General features: G+C 66.2%; 15 protein-coding genes. 5 read left to right on the top strand and 10 right to left on the bottom strand.

Annotated features, from left to right (window positions below; all coding sequences use genetic code 11):
* Positions 1-91 precede the first annotated feature (91 nt).
* From KY501_RS05840 to KY501_RS05825, 4 genes are all read right to left on the bottom strand, one after another.
* Entirely contained in the window at positions 92-1,318 is a 1,227-nt protein-coding gene (locus tag KY501_RS05840; RefSeq protein WP_224361525.1) for an extracellular solute-binding protein, read from the bottom strand.
* 17 nt (positions 1,319-1,335) lie between these two features.
* Positions 1,336-2,430 (bottom strand): ABC transporter ATP-binding protein, encoded by a 1,095-nt coding sequence (locus KY501_RS05835; RefSeq protein ID WP_224361524.1) that lies wholly within the window; start codon positions 2,428-2,430, stop codon positions 1,336-1,338.
* Between the two features lie 55 nt (positions 2,431-2,485).
* Positions 2,486-4,024 carry an alpha-amylase family glycosyl hydrolase gene (locus KY501_RS05830; RefSeq protein ID WP_224361523.1) on the bottom strand — a complete coding sequence of 513 codons (1,539 nt, stop codon included), beginning with the start codon at positions 4,022-4,024 and terminating at the stop codon, positions 2,486-2,488.
* Between the two features lie 243 nt (positions 4,025-4,267).
* Complete coding sequence (locus KY501_RS05825; RefSeq protein ID WP_224361522.1) at positions 4,268-4,702, bottom strand: hypothetical protein; 435 nt, start codon at positions 4,700-4,702, stop codon at positions 4,268-4,270.
* A 390-nt stretch (positions 4,703-5,092) separates the two neighbouring features.
* On the opposite strand from KY501_RS05825, the gene pulA reads away from it, so the two are divergent.
* Positions 5,093-8,518 (top strand): pullulanase-type alpha-1,6-glucosidase, encoded by a 3,426-nt coding sequence (pulA, locus tag KY501_RS05820; RefSeq protein WP_224361521.1) that lies wholly within the window; start codon positions 5,093-5,095, stop codon positions 8,516-8,518.
* A gap of 54 nt (positions 8,519-8,572) precedes the next feature.
* Here the strand turns inward: pulA and KY501_RS05815 are convergent, their stop codons facing one another.
* Both KY501_RS05815 and KY501_RS05810 read right to left on the bottom strand, forming a co-directional pair.
* Complete coding sequence (locus tag KY501_RS05815; protein ID WP_224361520.1) at positions 8,573-10,039, bottom strand: PAS domain-containing sensor histidine kinase; 1,467 nt, start codon at positions 10,037-10,039, stop codon at positions 8,573-8,575.
* Between the two features lie 142 nt (positions 10,040-10,181).
* Positions 10,182-10,673 carry a cupin domain-containing protein gene (locus KY501_RS05810; protein WP_224361519.1) on the bottom strand — a complete coding sequence of 164 codons (492 nt, stop codon included), beginning with the start codon at positions 10,671-10,673 and terminating at the stop codon, positions 10,182-10,184.
* A gap of 43 nt (positions 10,674-10,716) precedes the next feature.
* On the opposite strand from KY501_RS05810, the gene KY501_RS05805 reads away from it, so the two are divergent.
* Entirely contained in the window at positions 10,717-11,175 is a 459-nt protein-coding gene (locus KY501_RS05805) for an SRPBCC family protein (RefSeq protein ID WP_224361518.1), read from the top strand.
* 363 nt (positions 11,176-11,538) lie between these two features.
* Positions 11,539-12,747, top strand: coding sequence for an RCC1 domain-containing protein (locus KY501_RS05800; RefSeq protein WP_224361517.1), 1,209 nt, complete (start codon positions 11,539-11,541; stop codon positions 12,745-12,747).
* A 638-nt stretch (positions 12,748-13,385) separates the two neighbouring features.
* Here the strand turns inward: KY501_RS05800 and KY501_RS05795 are convergent.
* The 3 genes from KY501_RS05795 to KY501_RS05785 all read right to left on the bottom strand — a co-directional run bounded on the left by KY501_RS05795 (position 13,386) and on the right by KY501_RS05785 (position 19,129).
* Positions 13,386-14,540 carry an immunoglobulin-like domain-containing protein gene (locus KY501_RS05795; RefSeq protein WP_224361516.1) on the bottom strand — a complete coding sequence of 385 codons (1,155 nt, stop codon included), beginning with the start codon at positions 14,538-14,540 and terminating at the stop codon, positions 13,386-13,388.
* A gap of 211 nt (positions 14,541-14,751) precedes the next feature.
* Positions 14,752-17,304 carry a serine/threonine-protein kinase gene (locus KY501_RS05790; RefSeq protein ID WP_224361515.1) on the bottom strand — a complete coding sequence of 851 codons (2,553 nt, stop codon included), beginning with the start codon at positions 17,302-17,304 and terminating at the stop codon, positions 14,752-14,754.
* A gap of 745 nt (positions 17,305-18,049) precedes the next feature.
* Entirely contained in the window at positions 18,050-19,129 is a 1,080-nt protein-coding gene (locus KY501_RS05785) for an SMP-30/gluconolactonase/LRE family protein (RefSeq protein WP_224361514.1), read from the bottom strand.
* A 203-nt stretch (positions 19,130-19,332) separates the two neighbouring features.
* On the opposite strand from KY501_RS05785, the gene KY501_RS05780 reads away from it, so the two are divergent.
* Complete coding sequence (locus KY501_RS05780; protein WP_224361513.1) at positions 19,333-19,548, top strand: hypothetical protein; 216 nt, start codon at positions 19,333-19,335, stop codon at positions 19,546-19,548.
* A gap of 140 nt (positions 19,549-19,688) precedes the next feature.
* Here KY501_RS05780 and KY501_RS05775 read toward each other — a convergent pair whose 3' ends face one another.
* On the bottom strand, positions 19,689-21,488 hold the full coding sequence (locus KY501_RS05775; protein ID WP_224361512.1) for a hypothetical protein: 1,800 nt from the start codon (positions 21,486-21,488) through the stop codon (positions 19,689-19,691).
* A gap of 330 nt (positions 21,489-21,818) precedes the next feature.
* On the opposite strand from KY501_RS05775, the gene KY501_RS05770 reads away from it, so the two are divergent.
* Positions 21,819-24,353, top strand: coding sequence for an RCC1 domain-containing protein (locus KY501_RS05770; protein WP_224361511.1), 2,535 nt, complete (start codon positions 21,819-21,821; stop codon positions 24,351-24,353).
* Positions 24,354-24,366: the final 13 nt, after the last annotated feature.

Raw genomic sequence — 24,366 nt, 5'->3', positions numbered from 1 at the left:
GAGCCTGCTGCGAGGGGAGAAGCCGACGTGCCAGGACCGGCGGAGGCGGCGCTCGTGGAAGCGCCGCCCGAGGGCTGGGGAGAAGCCGTGCTCACTTCTTGCGGAGCCCCGCGACGTCCTTGGCCACCTGCTGCTGCGCCTTGTCCAGCGCCTCCTTCGGCTTGGAGGCCTTCTTGAGGATGGCGTTCATCGCGCTCGTGGCGGGCGACCACACCATGGTCATCTCCGGCACGTTGGGCATGGGCACCGCCACCTCGACCTGCTCACGGAAGGCCTTGAGCTGCGGATCCTTGGAGACCTCGGCGTCGTTGTAGACCTCGGAGTTGGCGGGGCTCTGGCGGCCCTCGAGCGCCAGCACCTTGGCGGCGGCCGTGGTGGTGAGGAACTTCGCCACGTCGAACGCGAGCTCCTTGTTCTTCGAGGGCGCCGTCACGTAGATGCCCTCCACCGTCATCCACGGGCGCATGGGCTTGCCACCGGCCTCGTCCAGCGTGGGCAGCGGGGCGATGCCGTAGTCGATGCCCTTGGCGATCTCGCCCAGGAACCACGGGCCAGAGAACACGATGCCCGCCTTGCCGTCATTGAATAGCGAGGTGATGAGCGCGGAGGAGGGCTCGGCCGGGAGGATGCCGTCCTTGTCGATCCACTTGAGCAGCTGATCGATGGACTTCAGGTTCTCCGGCGAGTTGAGGGTGGGGTTGAACTTCGCGTCGAACACGCCGCCGCCGAAGCCGTTCATCAGCGCCGCGTGGAAGTAGAAGTCCGCGTACGAGTACGCCAGCCCGAAGCGCCCGGACTTCTTGTCGGTGAGCTTCTTGGCCACCGTGACCAGCTCGCCCGAAGTCTTGGGCGGGGTGGGCACCAGCTTCTTGTTGTAGACGAGCGCGATGCTCTTGTAGTTCAGCGGCAGGCCGTAGGTGGTGCCCCGGTACGTCATCGCCTGCACGGTGGAGGGGATGAAGCGCTTCTTGAGGGCGTCATCCAGGTAGAAGTCGATGGGCTCGATGGTGTTGCCGGCCTCGATCCAGCCGCCGAGCCGGTCCTGCGCGAAAATGAAGAGGTCCGGCCCCTTGCCGCGCGGCACGGTGGCGGTGATCTTGTCAGCGAAGGCGTCATAGGGGACGGCCAGCGTGGTGACCTTGACCTTGCCGGCGTTGGCCTTGTTGTAGTCGGCCACCACCTTCTCGAGCGCGGTCTTCTCCTCGGCGCGGTACGAGTGCCAGAGGACGATCTCGGTCTCGGCGGCGGAGGCGGTCAGGGGCAGCAGGCCGAAGGCACACAGGCACACGGCCGCGATGAGCAGTCGCAGGTTCTTCATGGGGAGGCTCCAGGCAATCAGGCGGAGAGGCGTTTCTCGGTTTCGGCGTCGAAGAGGTGGAGCGAGTCGAGCTCCACGAGCACGGGGATGGTGGCGCCGGTGTCAGGGGTGGCCTGCGGGGGCATGCGGAAGACGAGGCCGAACTCGCCCAGGCGCGAGTGGACGATGAGCTCGTTGCCCAGCGGCTCGACGATCTCCACCTTGGGCTCCAACTTCGCGGACTCGCCGCGCGCGGTCTGATCCGGCTGCACCATGTGGTCCGGGCGGATGCCCACCTTCACCTTCTTGCCGCCCTTGCCCGCAGTCGCGGCGCGCAGGCTCTGGGGCACGGGCAGCGTGAAGCCCTGGCCCACCAGGGTGGTGCCGTTGGCGTCCAGCGTGGCCTCCAGGAAGTTCATGGGCGGGCTGCCGATGAACTGCGCCACGAAGATGTTGGCGGGCTTCTCGTAGACTTCGAGGGGCGTGCCCAGTTGCTGCAGCTTGCCCTCCTTGAGCACCGCAATTCGGTGGCCCATCGTCATCGCTTCGATCTGATCGTGCGTGACGTAGACGCTGGTGACCTGGAGACGCTGCTGCAGCTTCTTGATCTCGGCGCGCATGGCCACGCGCAACTTGGCGTCCAGGTTGGAGAGCGGCTCGTCGAAGAGGAAGACGGCCGGCTTGCGGACGATGGCGCGTCCCAGGGCCACGCGCTGGCGCTGACCGCCGGACAACTGCTTGGGCTTTCTGTCCAGCAGGTGGGTGATGCCGAGAACGTCCGCCGCCTCGTTCACCAGCTTGTCCATCTCCGGCTTGGTCGTCTTGCGGATCTTCAGGCCGAACTCCAGGTTCTCCCGCACCGACATGTGCGGGTAGAGCGCGTAGTTCTGGAAGACCATGGCCACGTCCCGTTCCTTGGGAGGCAGCTCGTTCACCACGCGGCCGCCGATGGAGACGGTGCCGCCGGTGATCTCCTCCAGGCCGGCGATCATCCGGAGCGCGGTGGACTTGCCGCAGCCGGAGGGTCCCACCAGGACCAGGAACTCATGATCCCGGATGTCGAGGTTCAGCCCCTCGATGATCGAGACCGCGCCGTACCGCTTCGCCACGTCCTTGAACGTTACTTCGGCCATTCGGCCCTCGTCCCCGACAGACAGGGTGATTGGGGTTGGTCGTTCTTTGGGCTTCTCAGCCCGTTCTTCCCAGGATGCGCGCCGCGAGCGGCTCGACGGTGAGCTCCAGGGTGGGGCCTTCCAGCCGGCCCCCGTTCAACAGATCCTCCGCCGCCTTTCCCGCGAAGGGAGCGGGCCACGGAAGAGACAGCTTCGCGGGTTGCTGCCCGCGGTTGATGGCCACCAGCACCGCGTCGCCAGACTCTGTGTCATGGCGCAAGAACACGTACAAGTCCCCCTCGGTGGACAGCCCCTGGTGCGTGCCGCGGGAGAGCGCCGGGTGTGCCCGGCGGATGGAGATGAGCTTCTGGTAGTGCTTGCGCAGCTCCTCGTCGCGAGGCTTTCCGGCGCCGGGCTTCACATTGCGCGAGCCCCAGGGCATGTCGCTGCGGTTGGCGGGCCAGTCTCCGCCGGGGCGGGCCACTTCCTCGCCGTAATAGAGGGTGGGGATGCCCGACGTGGTGAGCTGGAGCACCGCCGCCAGGCGGAAGCGCTTCACGTCTCCCTCGAGCTGGTGCAGCGCGCCCGGCACGTCATGCGAGGACAGGAAGTGCGCCAGCAGGTAGCCCGGGCGCACCTTGCCGCGAGACAGCAGGTACTTGTCGAAGGCGATGACGCGGCCACGGCCCTGCACGAAGGCCAGCGTGCTGCCCTGGAAGCCGAAGTCGAAGCCGGCGTCCATCTCGTCTCCGGAGAACCACGGATCGAGCGACTCGGCATCCCCGCCCCACACCTCACCCAGCAGGAAGAAGTCCTTGCCGATCTCCTCGCGGGTGCGGCGGCGGTGTTCCTTCCAGAATGGGTGATCCACGTGCTTCACGGTGTCCAGCCGGAAGCCGTCCACGCCGGAGCGCTTCGCCCAGTCGAGCTGCGCGTCCAGCAGGTACTTCGCCACCTCGGGCTGCTCCGTCTTGAAGTCCGGCAAGCCGGAGACGCACTGCGTGACGTCATCCTGGCCGCAGGTGCCCCGGTCCTCGGAGCGCAGCCAGCCCTTCGTCTGCGGGTTCGTCAGGTAGTGCGAGTTGTAGCCCGCGTGGTTGTAGACCACGTCCAGCAGCACGCGGATGCCACGGCGGTGGGCCTCGTCCACCAGGGCGCGCAGGTCCTCCTCGGAGCCGAAGCGCGGATCCAGCTTGTGGAAGTCGTCTGCCCAGTAGCCGTGGTAGCCCCAATCCGGGAAGCCCGCGCCGGTGACGAAGCTGTCGATGTTCTTCACCACCGGGGTGATCCACAGCGCCGTCACCCCGAGCGAGCTCAGCTCATCCAATTGCTGGCGCAGCCCCTTGAGGTCTCCTCCGTGGAAGGCGCCCTGGGCGGAGGGATCCACCGCGGCGTTGTTCGTCGCGTCCCCATCCGCGAAGCGATCCACGACGACGAAGTAGAGGAGCTCGTCGGCCCAGCGCCGAGGCGCTACCTGGGGGGCAGGAGGCGGTGAGGCGGGTGGAACCGAGGCGGCGGGAGGACTCGCTGGGGCGGGTGCGGGCTCCGAGGAGGCAGGCGTGTGTGCACAACTGGCCTGAAGGGCGAACAACAGTGCCCACGCGGCATGACGCACGCGCACAATCGCCAGTTTGCGGGGCTGGGGGGCCTGCATGGGCGCGCGACTGTTTCACAGAACCTGTTGGAGGTGAACAGGCCATTCTCACAGGCTGCGAGGACCTCCCTGGTCGTGTTTCCGTCACGATCGCCATGATGCGCCGCGTCGACACAAGCTGAGCGGAATGAATGCGCTTGCAGTCTGACGCGGCGCGTAGTGGCAGGAAGAGGGACTTCCTTCGTGCGTCCCGCGCTTCCTACCTCACAGGTCGCGGCGATAGGGCGTGGGTTCCTCGGGCCACGAGTTCGGTTCACACTGGGCCGGCTCGTTCTCGATGATGACCTCGCGAGCGATGCGCTCCTTGTCGTTGTAGTCGAATGAGGCGCGCACCTGGGCTCCCGGAGCCAGGTACTCGCGGGCGATGATGTCGCCATCCTTGCGGTAGAGCGTCTGCTCATCGACGCGCATGGCGCGCTCGAACCCCTTATCGTCCTTGATGATCAGGGTATCCCTGTAGTCGGCCACCACGGTGCCGGGGATGAGCGGCCCGTTGTCTCCGCGGGCGATATCCGGGTTCTGGGCGATGCGCGTGGGCGAGGCGACGTCCGACGAGTAGCCCGCCACGCTCGTGTTTGTCGCGCAACCCAGCAGGCAGGCTGCCCCAGCCGCCGCCATCCCGATGATCAGTCGCTTCATGCTTGCTCACCCCCGTTCGGCGGAATGCTCCGCCCATCCACGGGGACGGTGGCGATGCAACGCGAGCCCTCGCAACCCTGGCTCGGACCGGAGGAGGGCGGAGCAAAGAGGGTGGGGCCGCTTTGTCATCTGGTGAGCATACGAGCGCTTTCAAACAACGGTTTCGGGTCTTCCGAGTTTCGCGCGAGGCTGCTCGAGGAGAAGGGGGCGCGCGGAGGGGAGGCCTGGACGCCTGCTCTGCTCCCCCTGCTAGTGTGCGCTGGCGGTGATGCCGCGTCGGATCCGGCCTCGAGCCATGTCGTCGCGAGTCACCTCCGCTGTCGCTGTCGCTAGAGACCTTTCAACCCCCGGAGGTGTGTCCTGAGAGTTCCAGTTCGTTTCCCATTACGGGTGCGTCCGCTCGCGCTCGGCGCGGTGCTGGCGGCCTTCTGCGGTCCGCTGGCCGCCATGGCGCAGCCCACCAGCGTGACGCTCGTGGGCGACCTCCAGAGCGAGCTCGGCTGTGCGAGCGACAACGAGGCCACGTGTACCGCCACTCAGCTCACGGTCGATTCGGGCGATGGCGTGTGGCAGAAGGCCTTCACCCTGCCGGCGGGCACCTATCACTATCATGTGCTCGTCGACGGTGCGGAGCGGCATCCCGCGGCGGATGTCACGCTGACCCAGAGCGCGGCGGGGCAGGTGAAGTTCTACTACGACCCGACGAGCCACTACGTCAGCGACAGCGTGGCGCGCATCGCGGTGGCTCCCGGCAGCTTCCAGTCGGAGCTCGGCTGCCCCGGCGATTGGCAACCGGACTGCCTCAAGTCCTGGCTCCAGGATCCGGATGGTGACGGCAACTTCACCTTCACGACCACGCAGATTCCGCCGGGCGCCTACGAGGGCAAGGTGGCCATCAACGAGAGCTGGGACGAGAACTACGGCAGGGATGGAGCTCCCGGCGGAAACAACATCACCTTCACGGTGTCCACTGCGGGCGAGGAGGTGGTGTTCTCCTGGAACTCCACCAACAAGAAGATGACCATCAAGCCAGCGAACGCGGCCACGGGGGACATCCTCCTGGCCAGGGCGTATTGGGTGGCTCGGGACACGCTGGCCTGGGCGCCCCAGGCTGCGAGCATCCCGGCGGACGCCACCTTCCGGCTGCACTACGAGCCGGACGGAGCCATGCGGCTCACCGACACGGGCATCCAGGGCGGTACCTCCATCGCGCTCCAGCAGGATCCGGCGGGGCTGAGCAACGAGCTGAAGCAGCGCTTCCCCTACCTGGCCAGCGCGCTGGCCCTGAAGATCCCCGAGGCCGAGCTGAGCAAGGTGCCGCAGATCCTCCAGGGGCAGATCGCCGTGTCGCTCACCAGCTCCGCGGGCAAGGTGCTGGACGCCACGTCCACGCAGCTGGCGGGCGTGCTGGACGCGCTCTACACGTATTCGGGAGAGCTGGGCGTGACGTTCGCCGACGGCGTGCCCACGCTTCGAGTCTGGGCCCCCACTGCGCGCAAGGTCTCGCTGCTCATCTTCGATGACGCGAACGCGGCCGATCCGTCCCAGACCGTGGCGATGGAGCTGGGCGAGAAGGGCGTGTGGTCCGCCAAGGGCACCGCCGCGTGGAAGAACAAGTTCTACCTCTATGAGGTGGATGTCTACGTGCGCAAGGAGCAGGCGGTGAAGACCAACCGCGTCACCGATCCGTACTCGGTGAGCCTCTCCACGAACAGCAAGCGCAGCCAGATCGTGGACCTGAACAGCGACGAGGCGCTCCAGCCGGAAGATTGGAGTGATCTCGAGAAGCCGAAGCTGCAAGCGCCCGAGGACATCGTCCTCTACGAGCTGCACGTGCGGGACTTCAGCATCAGCGACACCTCGGTCCCCGAGAACGAGCGAGGCACCTTCAAGGCCTTCACGGAGGACTCCAACGGCACGAAGCACCTCGCGCGGCTGGCCAAGGCGGGCGTGACGCACGTCCACCTGCTGCCGGTGTTCGACATCGCCACCATCGAGGAGAACCGCGCCCTTCAGCAGCATCCTACGGGGGACCTGTCGGCGCTGCCCGCGGACTCGGATCAGCAGCAGGCGGCGATCGCTGCGGTGAAGGATGCGGATGGCTTCAACTGGGGTTACGACCCGTACCACTACACCGTGCCCGAGGGCAGCTACGCCACGGATCCGAACGGCACGCCGCGCATCGTCGAGTTCCGCGAGATGGTTCAGGCCATCAACGAGCGTGGCCTGCGCGTGGTGATGGACGTGGTCTACAACCACACCAACTCCTCGGGGCAGGATCCGCAGGCGGTGCTGGACCGGATCGTTCCGGGCTACTACCACCGGCTCAACCCCGACGGGAACGTGGAGACCTCCACGTGCTGCCAGAACACGGCGACCGAGAACGCCATGATGGAGAAGCTGATGGTGGACTCGATCGTCACCTGGGCGAAGGCCTACAAGGTGGATGGCTTCCGGTTCGACCTGATGGGCCACCACATGAAGGCCAACATGCTCAAGGTGCGCGCGGCGCTGAACGCGCTCACGCTGGAGAAGGATGGGGTGGATGGGAAGGCCATCTATGTCTACGGCGAGGGCTGGAACTTCGGCGAGGTGGCCAACAACGCACGCGGGGTGAACGCCACGCAGCTCAACATGGGAGGCACGGGCATCGGGACCTTCAGTGACCGGCTCCGCGACGCGGTGCGCGGCGGCGGCCCGTTCAGCGGCTTGCAGGAGCAGGGCTTCTCCAACGGGTTGTTCTCCGATCCGAACGAGACGAACCAGGGCACATCGGAGCAGCAGCGGACGCTGTTGCTGCAGCACGAGGACCGGATCCGCGTGGGGCTGGCCGGCAACCTGCGCAACTACTCCTTCACCAGTGCGGATGGGACGGAGGTGAAGGGCTCGGACGTGAAGTACGGGAGTGACCCGGCGGGCTATACCGAGGATCCGCAAGAGGTCATCACGTACGTCTCGGCGCACGACAACGAGACGCTGTTCGACGCCATCCAGGTCAAGGCGCCGCGCGCGGCGAACATGGACACGCGGGTGCGCATGCACAACATGGCGCTGAGCCTGGTGGCGCTGGGCCAGGGCATCCCGTTCTTCCACGCGGGCGACGAGCTGCTGCGCTCCAAGTCCGGAGACCGGAACAGCTTCAACTCGGGTGACTGGTTCAACCGGTTGGACTGGACATACCAGAGCAACAACTGGGGCGTGGGGCTGCCTCCGGCGGCGGACAACCAGAACAACTGGGCCGTGCTGAAGCCGCTGCTGGCGGACGCGGCGCTCAAGCCGACGCCGGCCCACATCCAGCGGGCGCTCGAGCACTTCGAGGAGATGATCCGCATCCGCAAGAGCACCAGCCTCTTCCGGTTGCAGACGGCGGCGGAGATCCAGGAGAAGGTGCACTTCCTGAACACGGGGAAGGAGCAGATCCCCGGTCTCATCGTGATGCACATCGAGGGAGCTCGGGTCAGCGCCCAGGGCGCCTACCGGGATGCGGTGGTGCTCTTCAACGGGACGGATGAGGAGCAGCACTTCGTGGCGGGCACCTTCAAGGATGTGACGCTGGAGTTGCACCCGGTGCTCAAGGAATCTACGGATCCGGTGGTCCGCACGGCCTCGTTCGCGGCGGGCACGGGGACGTTCACGGTTCCGGCGCGCACCACGGCGGTGTTCATGGGCACGGCGCCGGTGACGGGCCCGGGGCCGAAGACTGGCACGGATTCGGGTGATGGCTGCGGAGTGACGGGAGCGGGGAGCGCGGCGTTCAGCGCTGTGGCCCTGCTGCTGGCGCTCGGCATGCTGCGGCGTCCGCGCCGCCGCGTGTAGCCGCCTCCGGTGATGGCGCCCTGCCTTCCGCTGAGGGGCAGGGCGCCTTCCGGCTCACGGGCTTTTCTCGACGGGCTTGCACGGCAGGGTGGTGATCATCTCCGCGTACGCTCCCTCCTGGGACTCCATCTGCATCGAGCCGCCGTGCTCCTTGACGATGATGTCGTAACAGAGCGAGAGACCCAGGCCGATGCCATCTCCTGGGGGCTTGGTGGTGAAGAACGGGTCGAAGATGCGCTTGAGCTTCTCGGGAGAGATGCCCAGTCCATTGTCGCGAACCCGGATCTCCACGGCATCGCCACGCAGGCGGGAGGAGATCCACAGCTCGGGAGGGCGTGAGCCCCGGAGCTGCTTCTGGGCCTCGCGCACGGAGTAGCAGGCGTTGTTGATGATGTTGAGGTAGGCCCGGCTGATGCTCTGCTTGACCAGGCTGACCTCTCCCACGGCGGGGTCCAGGTCCGTGTGGATGGCCAGATTGAACGCCTGATCCTTGGTGCGAAAGCCCTGGTAGGCGAACTGGACACACTCGGTTAGCAGGGGATTGAGCGGGGTGGGCCGACGCTCGCCGGGGGCCCTGCGCGAGTGGAGCAGCATGGTCTGGATGATGTCGTTGGCGCGCGCCCCATGCTCACGGATGCGGACCATGTTCTCACGGAGGCTCCCCACCACCTCGCCTACCGGCGGCGGTATCTGGCCCACCGAGGCGGCCATCGCTTCATCCAGGTCGGAGAGGAACTCGATGGCCAGCTCGGAGAAGTTGAGCACGAAGTTGAGGGGGTTCTTGAGTTCGTGCGCGACTCCCGCGGTGAGCATGCCCAGGGAGGCCATCTTCTCCGCGTGGATGAGCTGTTCCTGGGCGTTGCTGAGCTCCGCCAGGGCCGAGCTGAGCTGCTGGTTCTGATCCTCGATCTTCTGGGTGCGAGCCCGGACGCGCTCCTCGAGCTCCTCGTTGCTCTTCATCAGCTCACGCTGGACCTTCGCGAGCGCATCGGTCTGGCTCTCGAGGGCTGCGTTCTTCTCGCGGAGTTCCTTCTGCAGCAGAACGTGTGAGGTGATGTCCTCTGCCGTTCCCAGGATGCCGACGACCTGGCCATGCTCGTCATGGAGTGGGACCTTGTTGGTGTTGATCCAGATCTGCTTTCCATTGGCGGTGGTCTGGCTCTCGGTGATCTGCAGCCATGCCTCGTCGTCGCCCATGACCTGGGCGTCGCACTTGCGGTACCAGTCCGCCTCTTCCTGCGTCCAGGGGAGTTCCTGATCCACCTTGCCGACGATCTGCTCGGGGCGCTCCAGCCCCGCGATCGTCGCGAAGTTCTGATTGCACCCCACGTAGGTGCTGTGGCGGTCCTTCCAGAAGACCACCTGCGGGATGTTGTCCATCATCAGCTGGAGCATCTTCCGGGACTGGCGCAGCTCGCTCTCCACCCGCTGGCTGGCGGCAGCACGTTCCTTGAGGCTGGCGATCTCCTGCTTCAGCTCTTCGACTTGGGCCTGGAGCGCTTGTTCAAGGGCGGAGGTCATGACGGGAAAACTCCTCTCAGCAGCATTCCCTGCTCATATCAGGATGGGCGCAAGACGTTGTGAACGGGTTCACAGCGGCTCGGTTTTCGAGCTGGGATAGTCCATCCGCTCGATAGACTTGGGTGGCGAGTCCTCGCGCGGCTCACGGAGCCGAGCGCAGGCGATCGGCAATCCCGGGGAAGCGAGCGAACAGCTCGCTCTCGGCGAGTTCCTCCGAGTCGGCCGGGTTGAATCCCGGCACCACGACAGCGCTCGTCAGCGTCCATCCCATGGGCGCTCCGGGAATGCTCATGGCCCCCTGCCAGTGATGGGCGGGGACCCACGCTTGCGGTGCTTCGCCTTGGGCGACATCCAAGCCGAGGCGCACCTCGGAGTAGACGCCCTCTGGGCTCACGGACTTCACGATGAGGGGATCGCCCCCATGGTAGAACCAGAGTTCGTCGCTTGCGAGGCGGTGCCAGAATGGGGGCTGACCCGCTCGGTAGAGTGAGTAGACCGCCGAGGCCATGGCCCGCCCGCCGCGCACCTCCACTGTGGCCTGACTCCTGTAGCTCTCCGCGAACGTAAGGCCATTCGGCTGTCGGACCAGGGAGAGCTTCTGGATCAATGTCTGGACGTCGGGAATCGAGGGCATGACAATCTCCTGAACCCTTCAATGCTCTCATCGGAGCGTGCGCATGGCCAAGGTATACGCCAGCAGTGTCATCGAAGCCTCGGTGGAGGATGTCTGGAAGCATGTCCGGGATTTCAATGGTCTGCCCAAGTGGCACCCGGCGATTGCCGAGTCTTCCATCGAGCAGCAGCAAGCGAGTGATCAGGTTGGCTGTATCCGGAACTTCCGGCTGAAGGATGGCGGAGTGATTCGCGAGCGGCTGCTGGCCTTGTCCGACGTCGACCGCGTGTGCACCTACGCCATCGTGGAGTCCCCGCTGGGCGTGGACGGCTACGTCGCCACACTCAGGCTCACCCGCGTCACGGATGGGAACCACACCTTCGCCGAGTGGAGCGCGGAGTTCCTTTGCCCGCCCGAGCGCGAGCGCGCTCTCATCGACATCGTCGGGCAAGGTGTCTTCCAGCAGGGGTTCAGTGCGCTGAAGGCACACTTCCGCCAGGGAAGGGCTCCTCACACGAGTTGAAGTCCGCAGCGGTTGAGCCGGAAGGTCCACCGGCTCCCCTTGCGTGGTGTGACCACGCGGACGCGTAGGCGCACCACGCAACTTTTGTTGCCTGGATCCGCAACGAAGCCTTCCCGCACGCAGCCTTGCTGCACATTTCCTGGCATGCGCTGGATTTCCGGCGCTCACCCCAGCGAATGCCTGGTGGCAGTTCAGACGCTCAGTTCTGGCACGGCGAGTGCTCTGGGTGCCGGCGCGTGCGGTGGAGGCAAGCGGGCGGCAGTTCCATGGCTGAGACCCAGGAGCCACCGGGCCCCACTGCACGATCGGGTGCATGCACCCCGACACATCCAAGCAGTCCATGGTGACAGTGGGAGAGAGACAATGTTGGAGAACAATCAGGCCAGCGGTGAGCGAGCACACATCCAGGAGTCCCTCATCACGCGCCCGTTCGTGAAGTCCACGGCCCGGAGCGTCCTGGCCGCTGTGATGGCGTCTGGCTTCATGATCGGTTGCGGAGGGGTGTCCGAGTCTTCCTCGGAGGAAGTCGGCCAGGTGGAGCAGAGGGTCGCGGCCCCCATTCCGGGGCAGGTGAGCTTCACGGGGCTGACCCCGGGTGCGACGGTCGAGAAGGTGGCTGCCGGAAACGGGAATGGCTTCGCCTGGACCAGCGACGGCAATCGCTGGGGTTGGGGCTTCAACGCGTTTGGCCAGGCGGGGACGACCGTGCCTGCTTCGCCGCTCACTCCGCAGACCGTGGTGTCGGGCTTCTCGAACGTGACTCAATTCAAAGGAGGGAGGGCGTTCTTCGCAGCGGCCCTGTCGAGCACCGGCCAGGTCCTCACCATCGGGCTCAACAGCTACGGCCAGCTCGGCAATGGCACCACGAGTGCCAGCACGACTCCGGTGGTGGCGCTCAGTGGCGCGACGGCTGTCGCCGCGGGAACGGGCCACACGGTGGCATTGAAGAGTGATGGCACCCTGTGGGCCTGGGGAGACAACTTCGGGGGCGAGCTGGGCGACGGAACCTCCACGTCCCGGCTCTGGCCCGTGCAGGTGACGGGGCTTTCGGGCGTGACGATCACGGCAATCGCCGCGGGTGATGAGAGCTCCTTCGCCTTGGATTCCGCGGGCGATGTCTGGCACTGGGGCCGCCTGGGTGGCACAGGGGTCACCGTTCCCACGAAGCTCACGGGCATCTCGTCGGTGAAGGCCATCTCCGCCAATCAGTTTGTCGCCGTCTTCTTGAAGACGGACGGGACCGTGTCGTCGCTGGGGACGTTCAGCGGCACCCTGTCCTCGGTGACGGGCCTTCCGACCGTCAAGGCCGTCGCCGCGGGGGATGGCCACTTCCTGGCTGCGGGCCAGGACGGGACGCTCTGGAGCTGGGGATCCAATTCCTACGGACAGCTGGGAGACGGCACGACCACCGATCGGGCTTCTCCTGTGCAAGTGGTCGCGAGCACCACTCCGGGCAGCTACCTCACGGGAGTTGCGTCCATTGCGGCGGGGAGTGCGTCCTCCTATGCCATTCTCGACGACGGCACGCTCTGGAGCTGGGGCAGCGACGGCAATGGCAACATTGGCCGTTAGGAATATGGCCCGACGAGTCTGGATCGTGGCGCAGAGCTGACGCCTCTTGAGGGTCCGCTCGGCCTCTCAGCCCTGACAGGGAACAAGCCTGTCAGGGCTGTTGATGTAGGATGGGCCGTCAGCCAGCGTGCTCAGGGGCTCGGAGTACACCAGTGGTGCAGGCAAAATCGCTTGAACGGATCTGGGGCCTCTGGCCGGGGGTTGCTGCTGCCGTCGTGGTCGCGTTGGCAGTGAACATCGGATGGGAACGGTACTCGGTTCGTGAGGGAAGGTCCGAGCTGGCGCGGGCTGAACTGGAGGATGAGGCGGCGCCAGACGCGGGAACGCGAGGGCTTGGGGACAGCACGACGACGTCACGGGTGGCATCGGATGAGCTGCCCATCCACTTGGAGGCCCAGGTCATCGCGGCGGCTCTTCCGGAGCAGCCGCTTCCTGGGCAACGGCGCGCTCCATGCCGAGGTCGAGAGCAATTGGAGATCGATGGAGGGTGTGTTGGCACCTGATGACCAACACCGTGCCGCCCTGTGGCGAGGATGCCTACGAGTGGAAGCGCGCGTGTTACTACCCCATTCTCGAGCGAGCCAAGCCGGGCACCTCGAAGAAGCCCCGGTAGCGCGGTGGCTCGATCGGGTTGAGCGCTACCAGGGGCAGTCGACGACGTCCACCGTGCGGATCGCGACGTTGGACTGGCGGCCCCCGGGGTCCCTCGCCACGTAGCTCAGTGTGTACGAGCCCTCCACCCAACCGTTCACCGAGCCCGTCACCTGGATGGAGTAGTTGACGTTGCCGTAGCAGAGATCCTGGGCGTAGGCGCCCGGGTCCACCCAGGCGCTGCCACACGTGTGCGTCATATGCGCGAAGCCATAAAGACCGAGCCGGGGAGGCGTGGTGTCCTCGACGGTGACCGTGCGCAATGCGCTCGTCGTCCCCTGCCCATTCCAGGCGAGGTACTGCACGGAGTAGCTCCCCTCGACGAAGCCGTTGGGGCCGGGGCCATACTCATCCTTGCCCGAGTTGTACGAGTGTACCGTCACCACGCCACACTGGTCCGCGGCCAGGGCTCCCGGGTCGTTCCAGGCCGAGCGGCCGCACTCTACCTTCTGCTCGGCGTTGCCCTGGAGCAGGAGCACCGGCGCGGTGAGCTGCTCGGAGCAGGAGCCCTCTGGCAGTTCGGTGATGAGGCGAGTGGCTCGGGAGACGTGGCCAGCGCCGTCCGCCAGGCTATAGGTGACGGAGGAGATTCCGGGGGCATGGTCGACGCGGCCCGTGCTCTGGATGCGGGAGCGCAGATCCCCTCCATCGCAGAGGTCCGAACCGTCGGCTCCCTGCTCCACGTGGCCGGAACGAAAGGGAATGACCACTTGCGCCGGGCCCTTCAAGGTCAAGGTGGGAGGCAGGGTGTCGAGCACCTTCCATTTCGTCGAGCACCGAGCGCTGTTGCTCGATGTGTCCACCGCGCTGACGGTGGTCACGTAGGTCCCCTGTCCGCCGATATAGGCCGGGTACACGGATGTCAGCATGACTTCACAGTTGTCCTTCACCCAGTAGTCGCCCGACGGGTAGAGATAACCGCTGAAGCACTCGACGTAGGGCTCCTCGGGTTGGCACGTCACCACGGGAGGCGTCACATCGGGCGAGCAGCTGTCCTGCAGGGACGAGGCGAGCGTGCTCCTGTCTCCGGTGTCCTCTGGAGGCAACTCGCCACCACAAGCCGTGGCCAGCAGGAGGCTCAGGCTTGTGAGCGCACGGGTGAAAGGTTTCGCCCTACAATTCGAGTGAGTACTCAGACGCATGGTGCCGGTCTCCCGAGGGTGTCCGCGGTGGATGCACACGAGGCGCTCGGGAAAGGGGCCCGAGTCCCGGGAAGGGGGAGGCGCCTGCGCGGCAGGCTCCGCTGCGCCTCGTGTGGCGAACGGCAATCTGCCAGGGCGAGGCAGTGCGCTCATTGACCGGAGCCGCCAAAAGATTGGCTGGCTCTGCCACCGGGTGATGGATTCCAGGGCTTCAAGGCGCGGGGTGCGCCGCCAGCCATTGGGCGACTTCGGTCCGCTGGGGATGCCCGACTCGCTGCCAGTACTCCTGAGCCTGTGAAGCCAGTTCGCGGGCGCGCGCATGCCCGGCGCGTGTGTTCCAGAGTGTCTGAGCCAGCTCGAACTGCACCTCGGCCTGAGTGGAGCCCTGGGCCGCCTTCAGTGCCTGCTCCAACAGTGGCAGGGCCTCGGAGGCCTGTCCTTGGAGCCGCCTCAGATGGCCAAGACCGAGCAGGGGCTCGGCGATGCTGGGGTGCTCCGGTCCGAGAACCTTCTTCATCAACGCCAGTGCCTGCTGCTGCCGTTGCTCCGCCTCCGTGTAGCGCCCCAGGTCCGCCAGCACCTGGCCCTCCAGGCTGAGGGACTCGGCTTGGAAGGGGTGCTCGGGGCCCAGCACCTTCTCGACGAGGGCTCGGGTGCGTCCCAGATAGGTCAGCGCCTCCTGGAGATGCCCCAACCGCCAGTGCACCAACCCCAGGTTGGCGAGTGAGTTGATCAGATAGGGATGCCCTGGCCCCAGTTCCTCTTCCCAGAGTGCCTGCGCACTCTCGAGGTGCTTCCGCGCCGCGTCGTACTCACCCCTCATGAGGAGTGCGGCGCCCAGATTGCTGCGGAATCCCGCCACGTAGGGATGCCTCGGTCCTCGTACCTGTTCCCAGAGCTTCAGCGCTTCCTCGAAGAGGCGCTGAGCCTCGTCGTAGCGATCAAGGCCATTCATCAGCGTTCCGAGGGCATTGAGCGCCTCGGCGCGGGCCAGGGGATCCTCTGTGCGCGCTGCGGCTGCTGCTGTGATGAGTTCCAGGCCCTGCGCCTCCTCGTATCGGCCCTGCCGGGTGCCTACCAGCAGCGTGAGCAGACCCCACGCGCGCGATTGCAGTGCATCGTCCCGGCCCTCGGCAGCCAGGGGGATGGCCTCGCGCACGCGGGTCTCGGCCTGCTTGAACTCTCCGGCACCTTCCAGGTTCTGGGCCAACTGGTACAGCGCCCGTGCGCGCAAGGCTGGGAAGGCCACCGAGGCCACGCGCGGGAGTAGTTGAACGCCGAATGCCATGCCCTCCGAGTACTTGCCCGCCTCGTACAGCGCCTCCAGTCGATCCACCTCTTGCTGGAGCGCTTCGACCTGGGCTCGTAGCCCGGGCTCCTCGGGCGGAGGCACAGCCGCGGTCAGCGATTGGGCATCCGTGCAGTACTCCAGCGGCGGCAGCCCCTGGGCCGCCTCCACCGCGCGAGGCAGCAGCTCCGGATCCGCGCCTCTGCCCAGCAGATCGGTGAGCGCGCGAAGCTGACTGCGCCGGCGCTCCAGGCAGTACTCCTGCAGCACAGCGAGGCCTCGCGGCAACTCCGTCGGTTCGAGCGCTGCCTTGCACGCCTCGCTTCGCATGCGCGTCCAGCTTTGGGCGTAGCGCTCCAACGCTGCGGCCACGCGCTCGGCGGTGGCGGACGCGTAAGGCAGTTGGGTGCTCTCCAGAGCCTGTCGCACCTGTTGCTGGACACGTGTGTCCCAGATGCCTTCGAGCCTGCGCTCCATATGAGAACAGTCCGGAGCCTCTCCTTGCTGACGCAGCCAGCCCCAGGTGGCCAGTGCCACCATTGCCGTGCCCATGGCCACCATCGCGGCCCTGCGGAGCCGGGCATTGCGCCGGAGGGCAGGGTCATCTGCCAGCGCCTTCAGCAGCACGGGCATGGAGGCCGGTCGCCGCGCGGGATCGATGGACAACCCCTGGAGGACGGACCTCATCAGCCAGGTCGGCAGGTGGGCAGGTGGTGGAGTGACGGGTGTTCTGTCTGGAGGACCCGAGAAGGCTGGCTGGCCGCAGAGGGCCTCGTAGAGCGCGACACAGAAGGAGAACAGATCGCTGCGCGTGTCCGCGGGGGTACCGGTGAACAGCTCTGGAGCCAGATAGCGGGGAGTGCCCACCACGTAGCCTGGCAGGGTGAGCTCGGTGTCCCATGCGCCGGGTGGCAGGGGAGAGGGCACGGGGAGCGGAGGCGTCTCAGGGCGAGACACGGGCCTCGCCACTCCGAAGTCCACCACCCGCACGCGCCCGTCCCGGCCTACCAGCACGTTGTCCGGCTTGAAGTCGCGGTGGATGAGGCCGGCAGCGTGCGCCGCGGCCAGCCCGCTCCCGGCGGCTTGGAAGAGCTCCAGCACCTCGCGCCAGGAGCGAGGCTTCTCCTTGCCCCATTGGCGCAGCGTCTGTCCCTCCACGTACTCCATGGCGATGAAGAGCGAGCCGTCCTCCAACTGGCCCGAGTCGTAGACTGCCACCACATGCGGGTGGTTGAGGCGGGCCATGGCCTGCGCCTCTCGCACCAGGCGCAGCTCCGGATTTGCATCATCCGGATTCGCCTCCATGCGCAGCAGCTTGAGGGCCACGCGTCTGTCCAGCCTCGCGTCATAGGCGGCCAGCACCACGCTCATGCCGCCTTCGCCGAGTGGCTCCAGCACCGTGTAGCGCCCAGCCAGGGTGCGCCCTGGAGGCGGCACCTCGCGGCCAGAAGGCGGCTGCCATTCCGGGAGCACCATTTTCTCCCCCGGGGTCGAGGGAGGCCTGCGCAGAGGGACGGTGGGCTGGGTCGGAACTGGCGGTGGTGGACGTTCGGCAGGCGTGGGGAACTCTTCCGGCCCGGGCGAGTGAGAGCGGGTTCCTGGGGCCTCCTGCCTTTCCTCGTCGCGCGTCCGCGTCATCCAGGGAAGTGCTCCGGGCGATTCAGTTCAGGTCGCGCAGTCTTCCCTGTTTATCCGCGAAAAGCGACTATAGCTTGTTGATCGGGAAACAGATGCGTGTAGGTGGAGCCCGAGCCTGCACAGGCAGGACCTGCCTCAAACGCGTGACGCATTGGGTAGTGTGCAAGAGGGCGGAACGAACTGCCCTGCGCCCACGCTGAGGTAGCCAATGATGAAGACGCAGGGGTTTGTTGTTGCCGCCGCGTTGCTGCTGCCACTGAGCCTGGGGTGGGGAAATGCACGGGTGACATTGGACGAGCTGCTTATCCGTTGGGAGGCCCAGGTCATCGCAACGGAGCTACCGGAGCATCCGCTTCCAGGGCAGCGGCGCGCTCCTTGTCGAAGAGTGGGGAACATCGAGATCAACGGAGGATGCTGGCGTCGTCTAGTCGATGTTCCTCCAGCTTGCGGCGAGGATGGATACGAGTGGAAGCGCGCGTGTTACTACCCCATTCTCGAGAGAGCCAAGCCGCGTACCGCGTAGATGCCACGGTAATGAACCGAGCTGGTATGACCGCCATACCAGTTGGTTCGTGCACAAGGCTCACGGCGTGAAGCGGTAGATCTCGTAGGGCCCGCGCTCCGCGGGCTGCAGGTGGATCTGCGAGGTGGTGACGTACACCTTGCCGTCCGGCCCCACCGCGAAGGTATCGGGCCACCGGAGGCGGTCGTCCTGGAGGACCTGCTTGTACTTCCCCTCCGGCACATATCGGGCAAGCGAGCTGTCCTCCAGGCCCCCGAGCCACAGCTGCCCCTGGCGATCGAACTCGATGCCATCCGTCGCCACGATGGTGGCCACCTGCTCGATGCGGCCAGCCAGCGCGGCGTCGTCCAGACGGGCGTCTCGCAGGGCCTCGGTGGGGATGCGCCAGAGCGTGTGGCCCGTCAGCACCGTCCAATAGAGCGTCTTCCGGTCCGGGCTCAGCGCGATGCCATCGCTCTGGACGGCTCGCGGGAAGGACCGGCCCATCACGACCATCTGATTGGCCTCCGCATGGGTGGAGGGATGCTGGCTCAGGACCTTGCGTGCGCTCCCGCTCTTCAGGTCGAGGAGCACCAGTCCCCCTGCCTGCGAGTCGGTGAGGTACGCCACCCCACCCTCCGTGTCGATGCGAACGTCATTGAGGTAGCTGTTCCCGGAGGAGACCTCGGGCGGGAAACCGTAGGTGCGCACCAGCCGTCCTGAGAGATCAAACTGCTGGAGCCGTGGCTGGATGACTGTGCCCTTGAACTGCGGGTTGCCGGTGTCCACGACCCAGAGCCGGTCCTGATCATCGACGACCACGCTCTGCACCGCGACGAAACGGTTCTCCGCCGTCCCGCCCGGAGTCCACGAGTTCCACGCCGCATCCGGCCAGGGAATGACCGTGTCGCCTTTCAGCTCCGCCACCGAGACGGGCACGTCCTCGGACCAGCGGGGAAAATTGATGAAGATGCGGCCCTCCTTCGAAACGGTGATCCCCGTCCACTGTCTCGGTGACTGGGCGACGAGCTCGAGCGTGGGTCTCCGTGATTCCACCGACGCGCTCGTCTCCGGGGGGCCCGCGGAGGGCTCGGGGAGCGTGGCGTTTCGAGCGCAGGCCGCCATCGTCAGGGCGACGACAGTCAGAGGGAACAGACGCATGAAGTGCCTCCTGAAGTTCATGGGGGCGCACCATGCGGCGTTCGAGCCGAGCCTGCCACTGGTTTCATCGGTCCGACCGTTCGGGCGTGAACGTCCAATGCCTCGGAAGGGTACCTCCCCAGCGGTACAGAGGTTCGCCTATCGCTCAGGTACCTCTTTGCCCTGCGACAGGGACTCCACCTTGTCGCGGCAGGAGGCTCCACATGAGTTCCATTGATTCGCTTCTCAACTCCGTTGCGGCCAATAAGAATTTTACGGCGGATGAGCAGAAAATGCTCGCCCAGGTTCCTGCGGAGCAGCGAGATCTGATGACGAATCAGCTGAGGCTGGACAAGGAGCAGCAGGCCGTCAGCACCATCAGCAACATCCTCAAGAAGCTGAATGAGATGAGCATGGCCATCATCAACAACATGCGCTGAGTGGGCGCTCAGGCCAGCCCGCTTGGGAAGGCCAGCCTGGCCTCGGAGCAGATGTGGGGGAGCGTCCTGCAAAAAAGCGACACCCCCGGCAAACCGTCCGCGGACGGATCGCCGAGGGTGTGGGGTGAAGCTCGGGCTGCTTACTGGTGGTTCTGGGTGAAGATGTCCGAGACGATCGTCTGGTGGTTCGAGCTGGCCTTGGACTTGAAGATGCTGAGGTACTCGGACATCGAGTTGTGCTTGCCGTTGTTCAGGTACATCTTGGGCACGATGCCGGTGTGCACGTAGTAGATGGTGTCCTTGCCGTCCGTCACCGAGTCGTAGAAGTCCCAGAAGTTGCCCGCCACCCACAGCTCGTTCAGGTTCTTCGTGGTGCAGGCGCCGGCCAGGTCGGGACGCTCGACGTTCCACGGGGTGTTTCCGTTCTGGGTGCGGTCAAGGTTGGACCACACGAGCATGAAGTCGGCGAAGCCCTCGGACAGCGCCAGTCCCGTGGTGTAGCAGTCCGTGATCTTGTGGGTCCCGCTGCTGTCGTCGGGCGTCTTGCCGTCCCAGAACTTGTACTGCAACTGGTGCGCGAGCTCGTGTTTGATCACGTTGCCGCTGGCGTGCGCCGGGATGATCCAGATGTGGCCGTCCGTGCTGGCGCAGCTCCAGAGCTTGCCGTCCTTCCGGCCGCAGTCCTCCGTCGTGTTCGGGTAGTGCAGGGAGATGCTCTTGGACGGCACTGGATCAATGCCCTCGCCCTTCGTCTTGAGCGACTCCCAGAACTCCATGCCGTCGCGGTGGACCTCGCCCAGCCCCACCAGGTCGCTGTTGCTCAGGTAGGCCGCCTGCGTGTACTCGTTGAGCGTCTTGTTGGTGGCCGTGGAGTGTTGGGCGCCCGAGCTGAAGCTGTAGTAGCTCCCCGCCGAGTTCTTCAGGGTGAAGTAGATGTTGCGCGGCTCGTAGGCGAAGTGGACGGGGTAGCCGCTCGGAAGCGCGGGCAGGTTCACGCTCCAGGAGCCGTTCGCCTTCACGTTCGTCTTGGCGATGCTCACCGAGATGAAGCCCAGGTCGATATAGGCATAGACGCGCCAGCCCCAGGCCGGGTGCAGCAGGCCGTCCATGCCCGTGTAGTTGAACGAGCCCTGGCCCTTCATCCCAGAGACGAGTCCCGTGGGCTTCACGCCGTTCTGTCGAACGCCCTTCCCCCCGGTCTCGAGGGCCCGCTGGATGCGCTCATCGACCGCGCTCTGGGTGTACTTCACATCCTCCGGATCCACGTGCCGCGGCAGCGTGGAGTCGCGGGGCGGAGGCAGGGGCAGGGTGGGGGATTGCACCTCGTCTCCCTCGGAGCCCGGCGTGCTCTCGTAGACGGCGCCGTCGGTGATGATCGAGAGATCGTCGATCTCCCAGCGCTCGAGCGCGTAGTCCCGGCTCAGGGGAATGTCGGTCCGCGGCGGCGCGGCGCGGAAGACGAACACCTCGTTGTCGTCCTCGTCGAGCTGCTGGTCGACGGGGCGCACGAAGAGGTTCTCGTACTTGTCGACCAGGTAGGTGCCGTCGCGCACCTCGAGATCGATCGTGCCCTCGACGCGGCTGACGAGTGAACCGTCCGCGCCCAGCAGGTTGACCGGGATCGCCACGTGGTAGAGCCCATCTCCCGTGACGGACAGCCTCAGGGTGATGCGCGCCCGGTCCCCACCCTTCACGAGCACCGGCTCGGAGCTGACCTCGACGGAGTAGCCCAGCGGGCTGGAGAAGCTGCGCGCCGAAGCCCAGAGCTCCACGCGGTTGGGGTTCTGCACCTCGATCCAGCCGCTCATCTCGCGGATGGAGCCCCTGGGGAGGGTCAGCGTCGGTTCGATGTCCGCGACGATGGGCGTGGTGGCGAAGGATGAGCCCGCGCTCAGGCTCGCGGCCAGGAGGGAGCTTTTCAGGAAGGAAGAGCGCTTCATGGGTGAGACCTCTGGGTCCTGGGTAGGAAGAGCGATGTGCCCCTGCTTTCCGAGGGGCTCGTCCTCACAACGACCCGGGTCGACGATCTTCCCGGCGAATTATCGGGTGATTTTCCGGACGCAGGGGCCAGAGGGGTAACGGGAGTGATCAGGCGGAAACCCGCGCGTGGACACTGGCGTTACCAGGGGACAGGGTGGGGAGCTCCGTAAGTCCTTCGAAAGACAGGAAGCGGCCGGGTGGCGTGTCGAATGCAAAGGCCCCGCGCGGACATGCACTGGCCGGGGACCGAGAGTGCCCATGAGCCGGAGGAATCGATCATGAGGCAGGACATGAAGCGCAGGCTCTTGTGGGCGGTCTTGGGAGGAGTGGTGTGGCTGGCCTGTGGGGTGCCCACGCAGGAGCAGGGACCTGGCGCCGAGCCGCTGGGCACCCAGCAGCAGGGGCTGTGCACGGGGCTGGACGTGAGCGCGCTGGAGCTGGAGGGAATCAGCTCGTACGAAGGAGAGCTCGCGGGAGCAGGGACCTATGCGGTGTCGGGTCTGGCCGCCGGGGTGCGCGTGGAGTACCGGGTGGATGGCACGCTGACGACCGCCGATGAGATCCCCACCACCTCGGGCGAATGGTTCTACAGCCAGCTCGGAGTGAGCTGCGGGGCGCACGCGGTCGAGGTGACGGCCTATCCGATGGTGATCGACAGCAATGGCAAGCGCACCACGTGCTTCACCATCTCCCGGTCGTTGTTCCAGAACGTCCTGCAGTCCTGCCCCGGTGTCTCGGCGGGCAACCAGCACACGATGGAGCTGAAGGCCGACGGCACCGTGTGGACCTGGGGCGACAACTCCTATGGGGCGTTGGGGCTCGGGCACCGAGGCTCTCGCGCCACCCCCCAGCAGGTGAAGGGGCTGAGCAACGTCGTCGCCGTGTCCGCGGGAGCCAACCACTCGGTGGCGCTCGCGGCGGATGGCACCGTGTGGACCTGGGGCAACAATGGCAACGGCCAGCTGGGAGATGGGACGACCGTGCTGCGAGCGCTGCCCGCGAAGGTGCCGGGCCTGAGCGATGTCGTCGCCGTGTCCGCGGGCTCCTTCCACACGGTGGTGCTGAAGAAGGACGGCACCGTGTGGGCCTGGGGCAACAACTCCTATGGCCAGCTCGGCGATGGGACGATCACCCAGCGCAACGCGCCGGTGCAGGTGGCGAGCTCGAGCGGAATCGGCTCCATCTCCGCAGGCCTGTTCCACACGGTAGCCTGGAAGAAGGACAACACCGTGTGGGGCTGGGGCTCCAACGAATACGGCCAGCTGGGCGACGGGACGACGACGTACCGGCCCGTGCCTGTGCGAGTCTCCAGCCTGTCCAATGCCGCCGCGGTGATGGCCGGCAGCTACCACACCCTGGCGTTGAAGAAGGACGGCACTGTCTCTGCCTGGGGTAACAACTACAACGGCCAGCTCGGCGATGGGACGACCACGAATCGCTCGCTCCCAGTGGAGGTGAGCGGGCTCAGCGGCGTCACCCGCCTGGCCGCTGGCCTCTATTTCTCCGCCGTCATCGAGCAGGATGGCACTGTCTGGGGCTGGGGCGAGAACTCCTATGGTCAGCTCGGCAATGGGATGGTCGATCGCAGCGTCACTCCCGTTCGGGCGAGCGGCCTCATGGATGTGATGGGGCTCGATGCGGGGCTCAACCATGCAGTGGCGAGGATGGCGGATGGAACCGTGTTCACCTGGGGTAGCAACGGCTCCGGCCAGCTGGGAGACGGCAGCGTCACCCAGCGCAATCTGCCCGTGACGCCGGTGCTCCCTCCGCTCAAGGCCGTGGGCGCGGGGGCGGGATTCACGGTGGTGCTGAAGCAGGATGGCCAGGTCTATGCCTGGGGCAGCAATTCCCTCGGAGAACTCGGGGATGGGTCGACTGTCGCGCGACTCGTGCCCGCCGGGCCGGTGCTGGGCCTCGAAGGTGTCACCGACATCAGCGTGGGCGCCTACCACATCCTGGCGTTGAAGGCGGACGGGACGGTGTGGGCCTGGGGCTCCAACTCCTACGGCCAGCTCGGAGACGGGACGACCAACCTGCGCAGCACTCCCGTGCAGGTGTCGGGTCTCAGTGGCGTCGTCGCCGTTGCCGCGGGGTGGTACCAGTCGCTGGCGTTGAAGGCGGACGGGACGGTGTGGGCCTGGGGCTCCAACTCCAGTGGCCAGCTCGGGGATGGGACGACCACCAACCGGGTGACGCCCGTGAAGGTGTTGAACCTCACCGGAGCCATTACCGTGAGCGCGGGTGCCTACCACTCGCTGGCGTTGAAGCCGGATGGGACGGTGTGGGCCTGGGGCTACAACGCCTTCGGCCAGCTCGGGGACGGGACGACCACCAACCGGGCGACGCCCGTGAAGGTGTCTTCTCTCACCGATGCCTTCGACATCTCTGCGGGGACCTTCCACTCCGTAGCCCTGCGCCAGTACGGCTATGCCTCCGCCTGGGGCCTCAACAGCAGCGGCCAGTTGGGGGACCAGACGACCACCCAGCGCACCACGCCCGTGATGGTGCACTATCTCGACGGGATGAGTGTGGTCTCCGCCAAGTACGCCTCGACACTCGCGGTGAAGCTCGACGGCACCGCATGGTCCTGGGGCTACAACTATTATGGCCAGCTGGGGGATGGAACGACCACCCAACAGTCGATGCGGCTCCTGGTGCCCGGTCTCAATGGAATCACCACCATCGCCTCGGGGCTCTATCACTCGGCGGCATTGCAGCGGGATGGCACCGTGTGGACCTGGGGCCAGAACAGTGAGGGGGCGTTCGGGGATGGGACGACCGCCAACCGGCTGTCGCCCGGAGCTTTGATGTACTTCGTTCAGTGATCGCTCTCGGGCG

Origin of the sequence: Hyalangium versicolor, assembly GCF_020103695.1 — a bacterium.
Classification (GTDB): Bacteria; Myxococcota; Myxococcia; order Myxococcales; family Myxococcaceae; genus Hyalangium; species Hyalangium versicolor.
The sequence above is the reverse complement of the archived record's forward strand: the minus strand, read 5'-3'. Positions and strand labels throughout refer to the sequence as shown.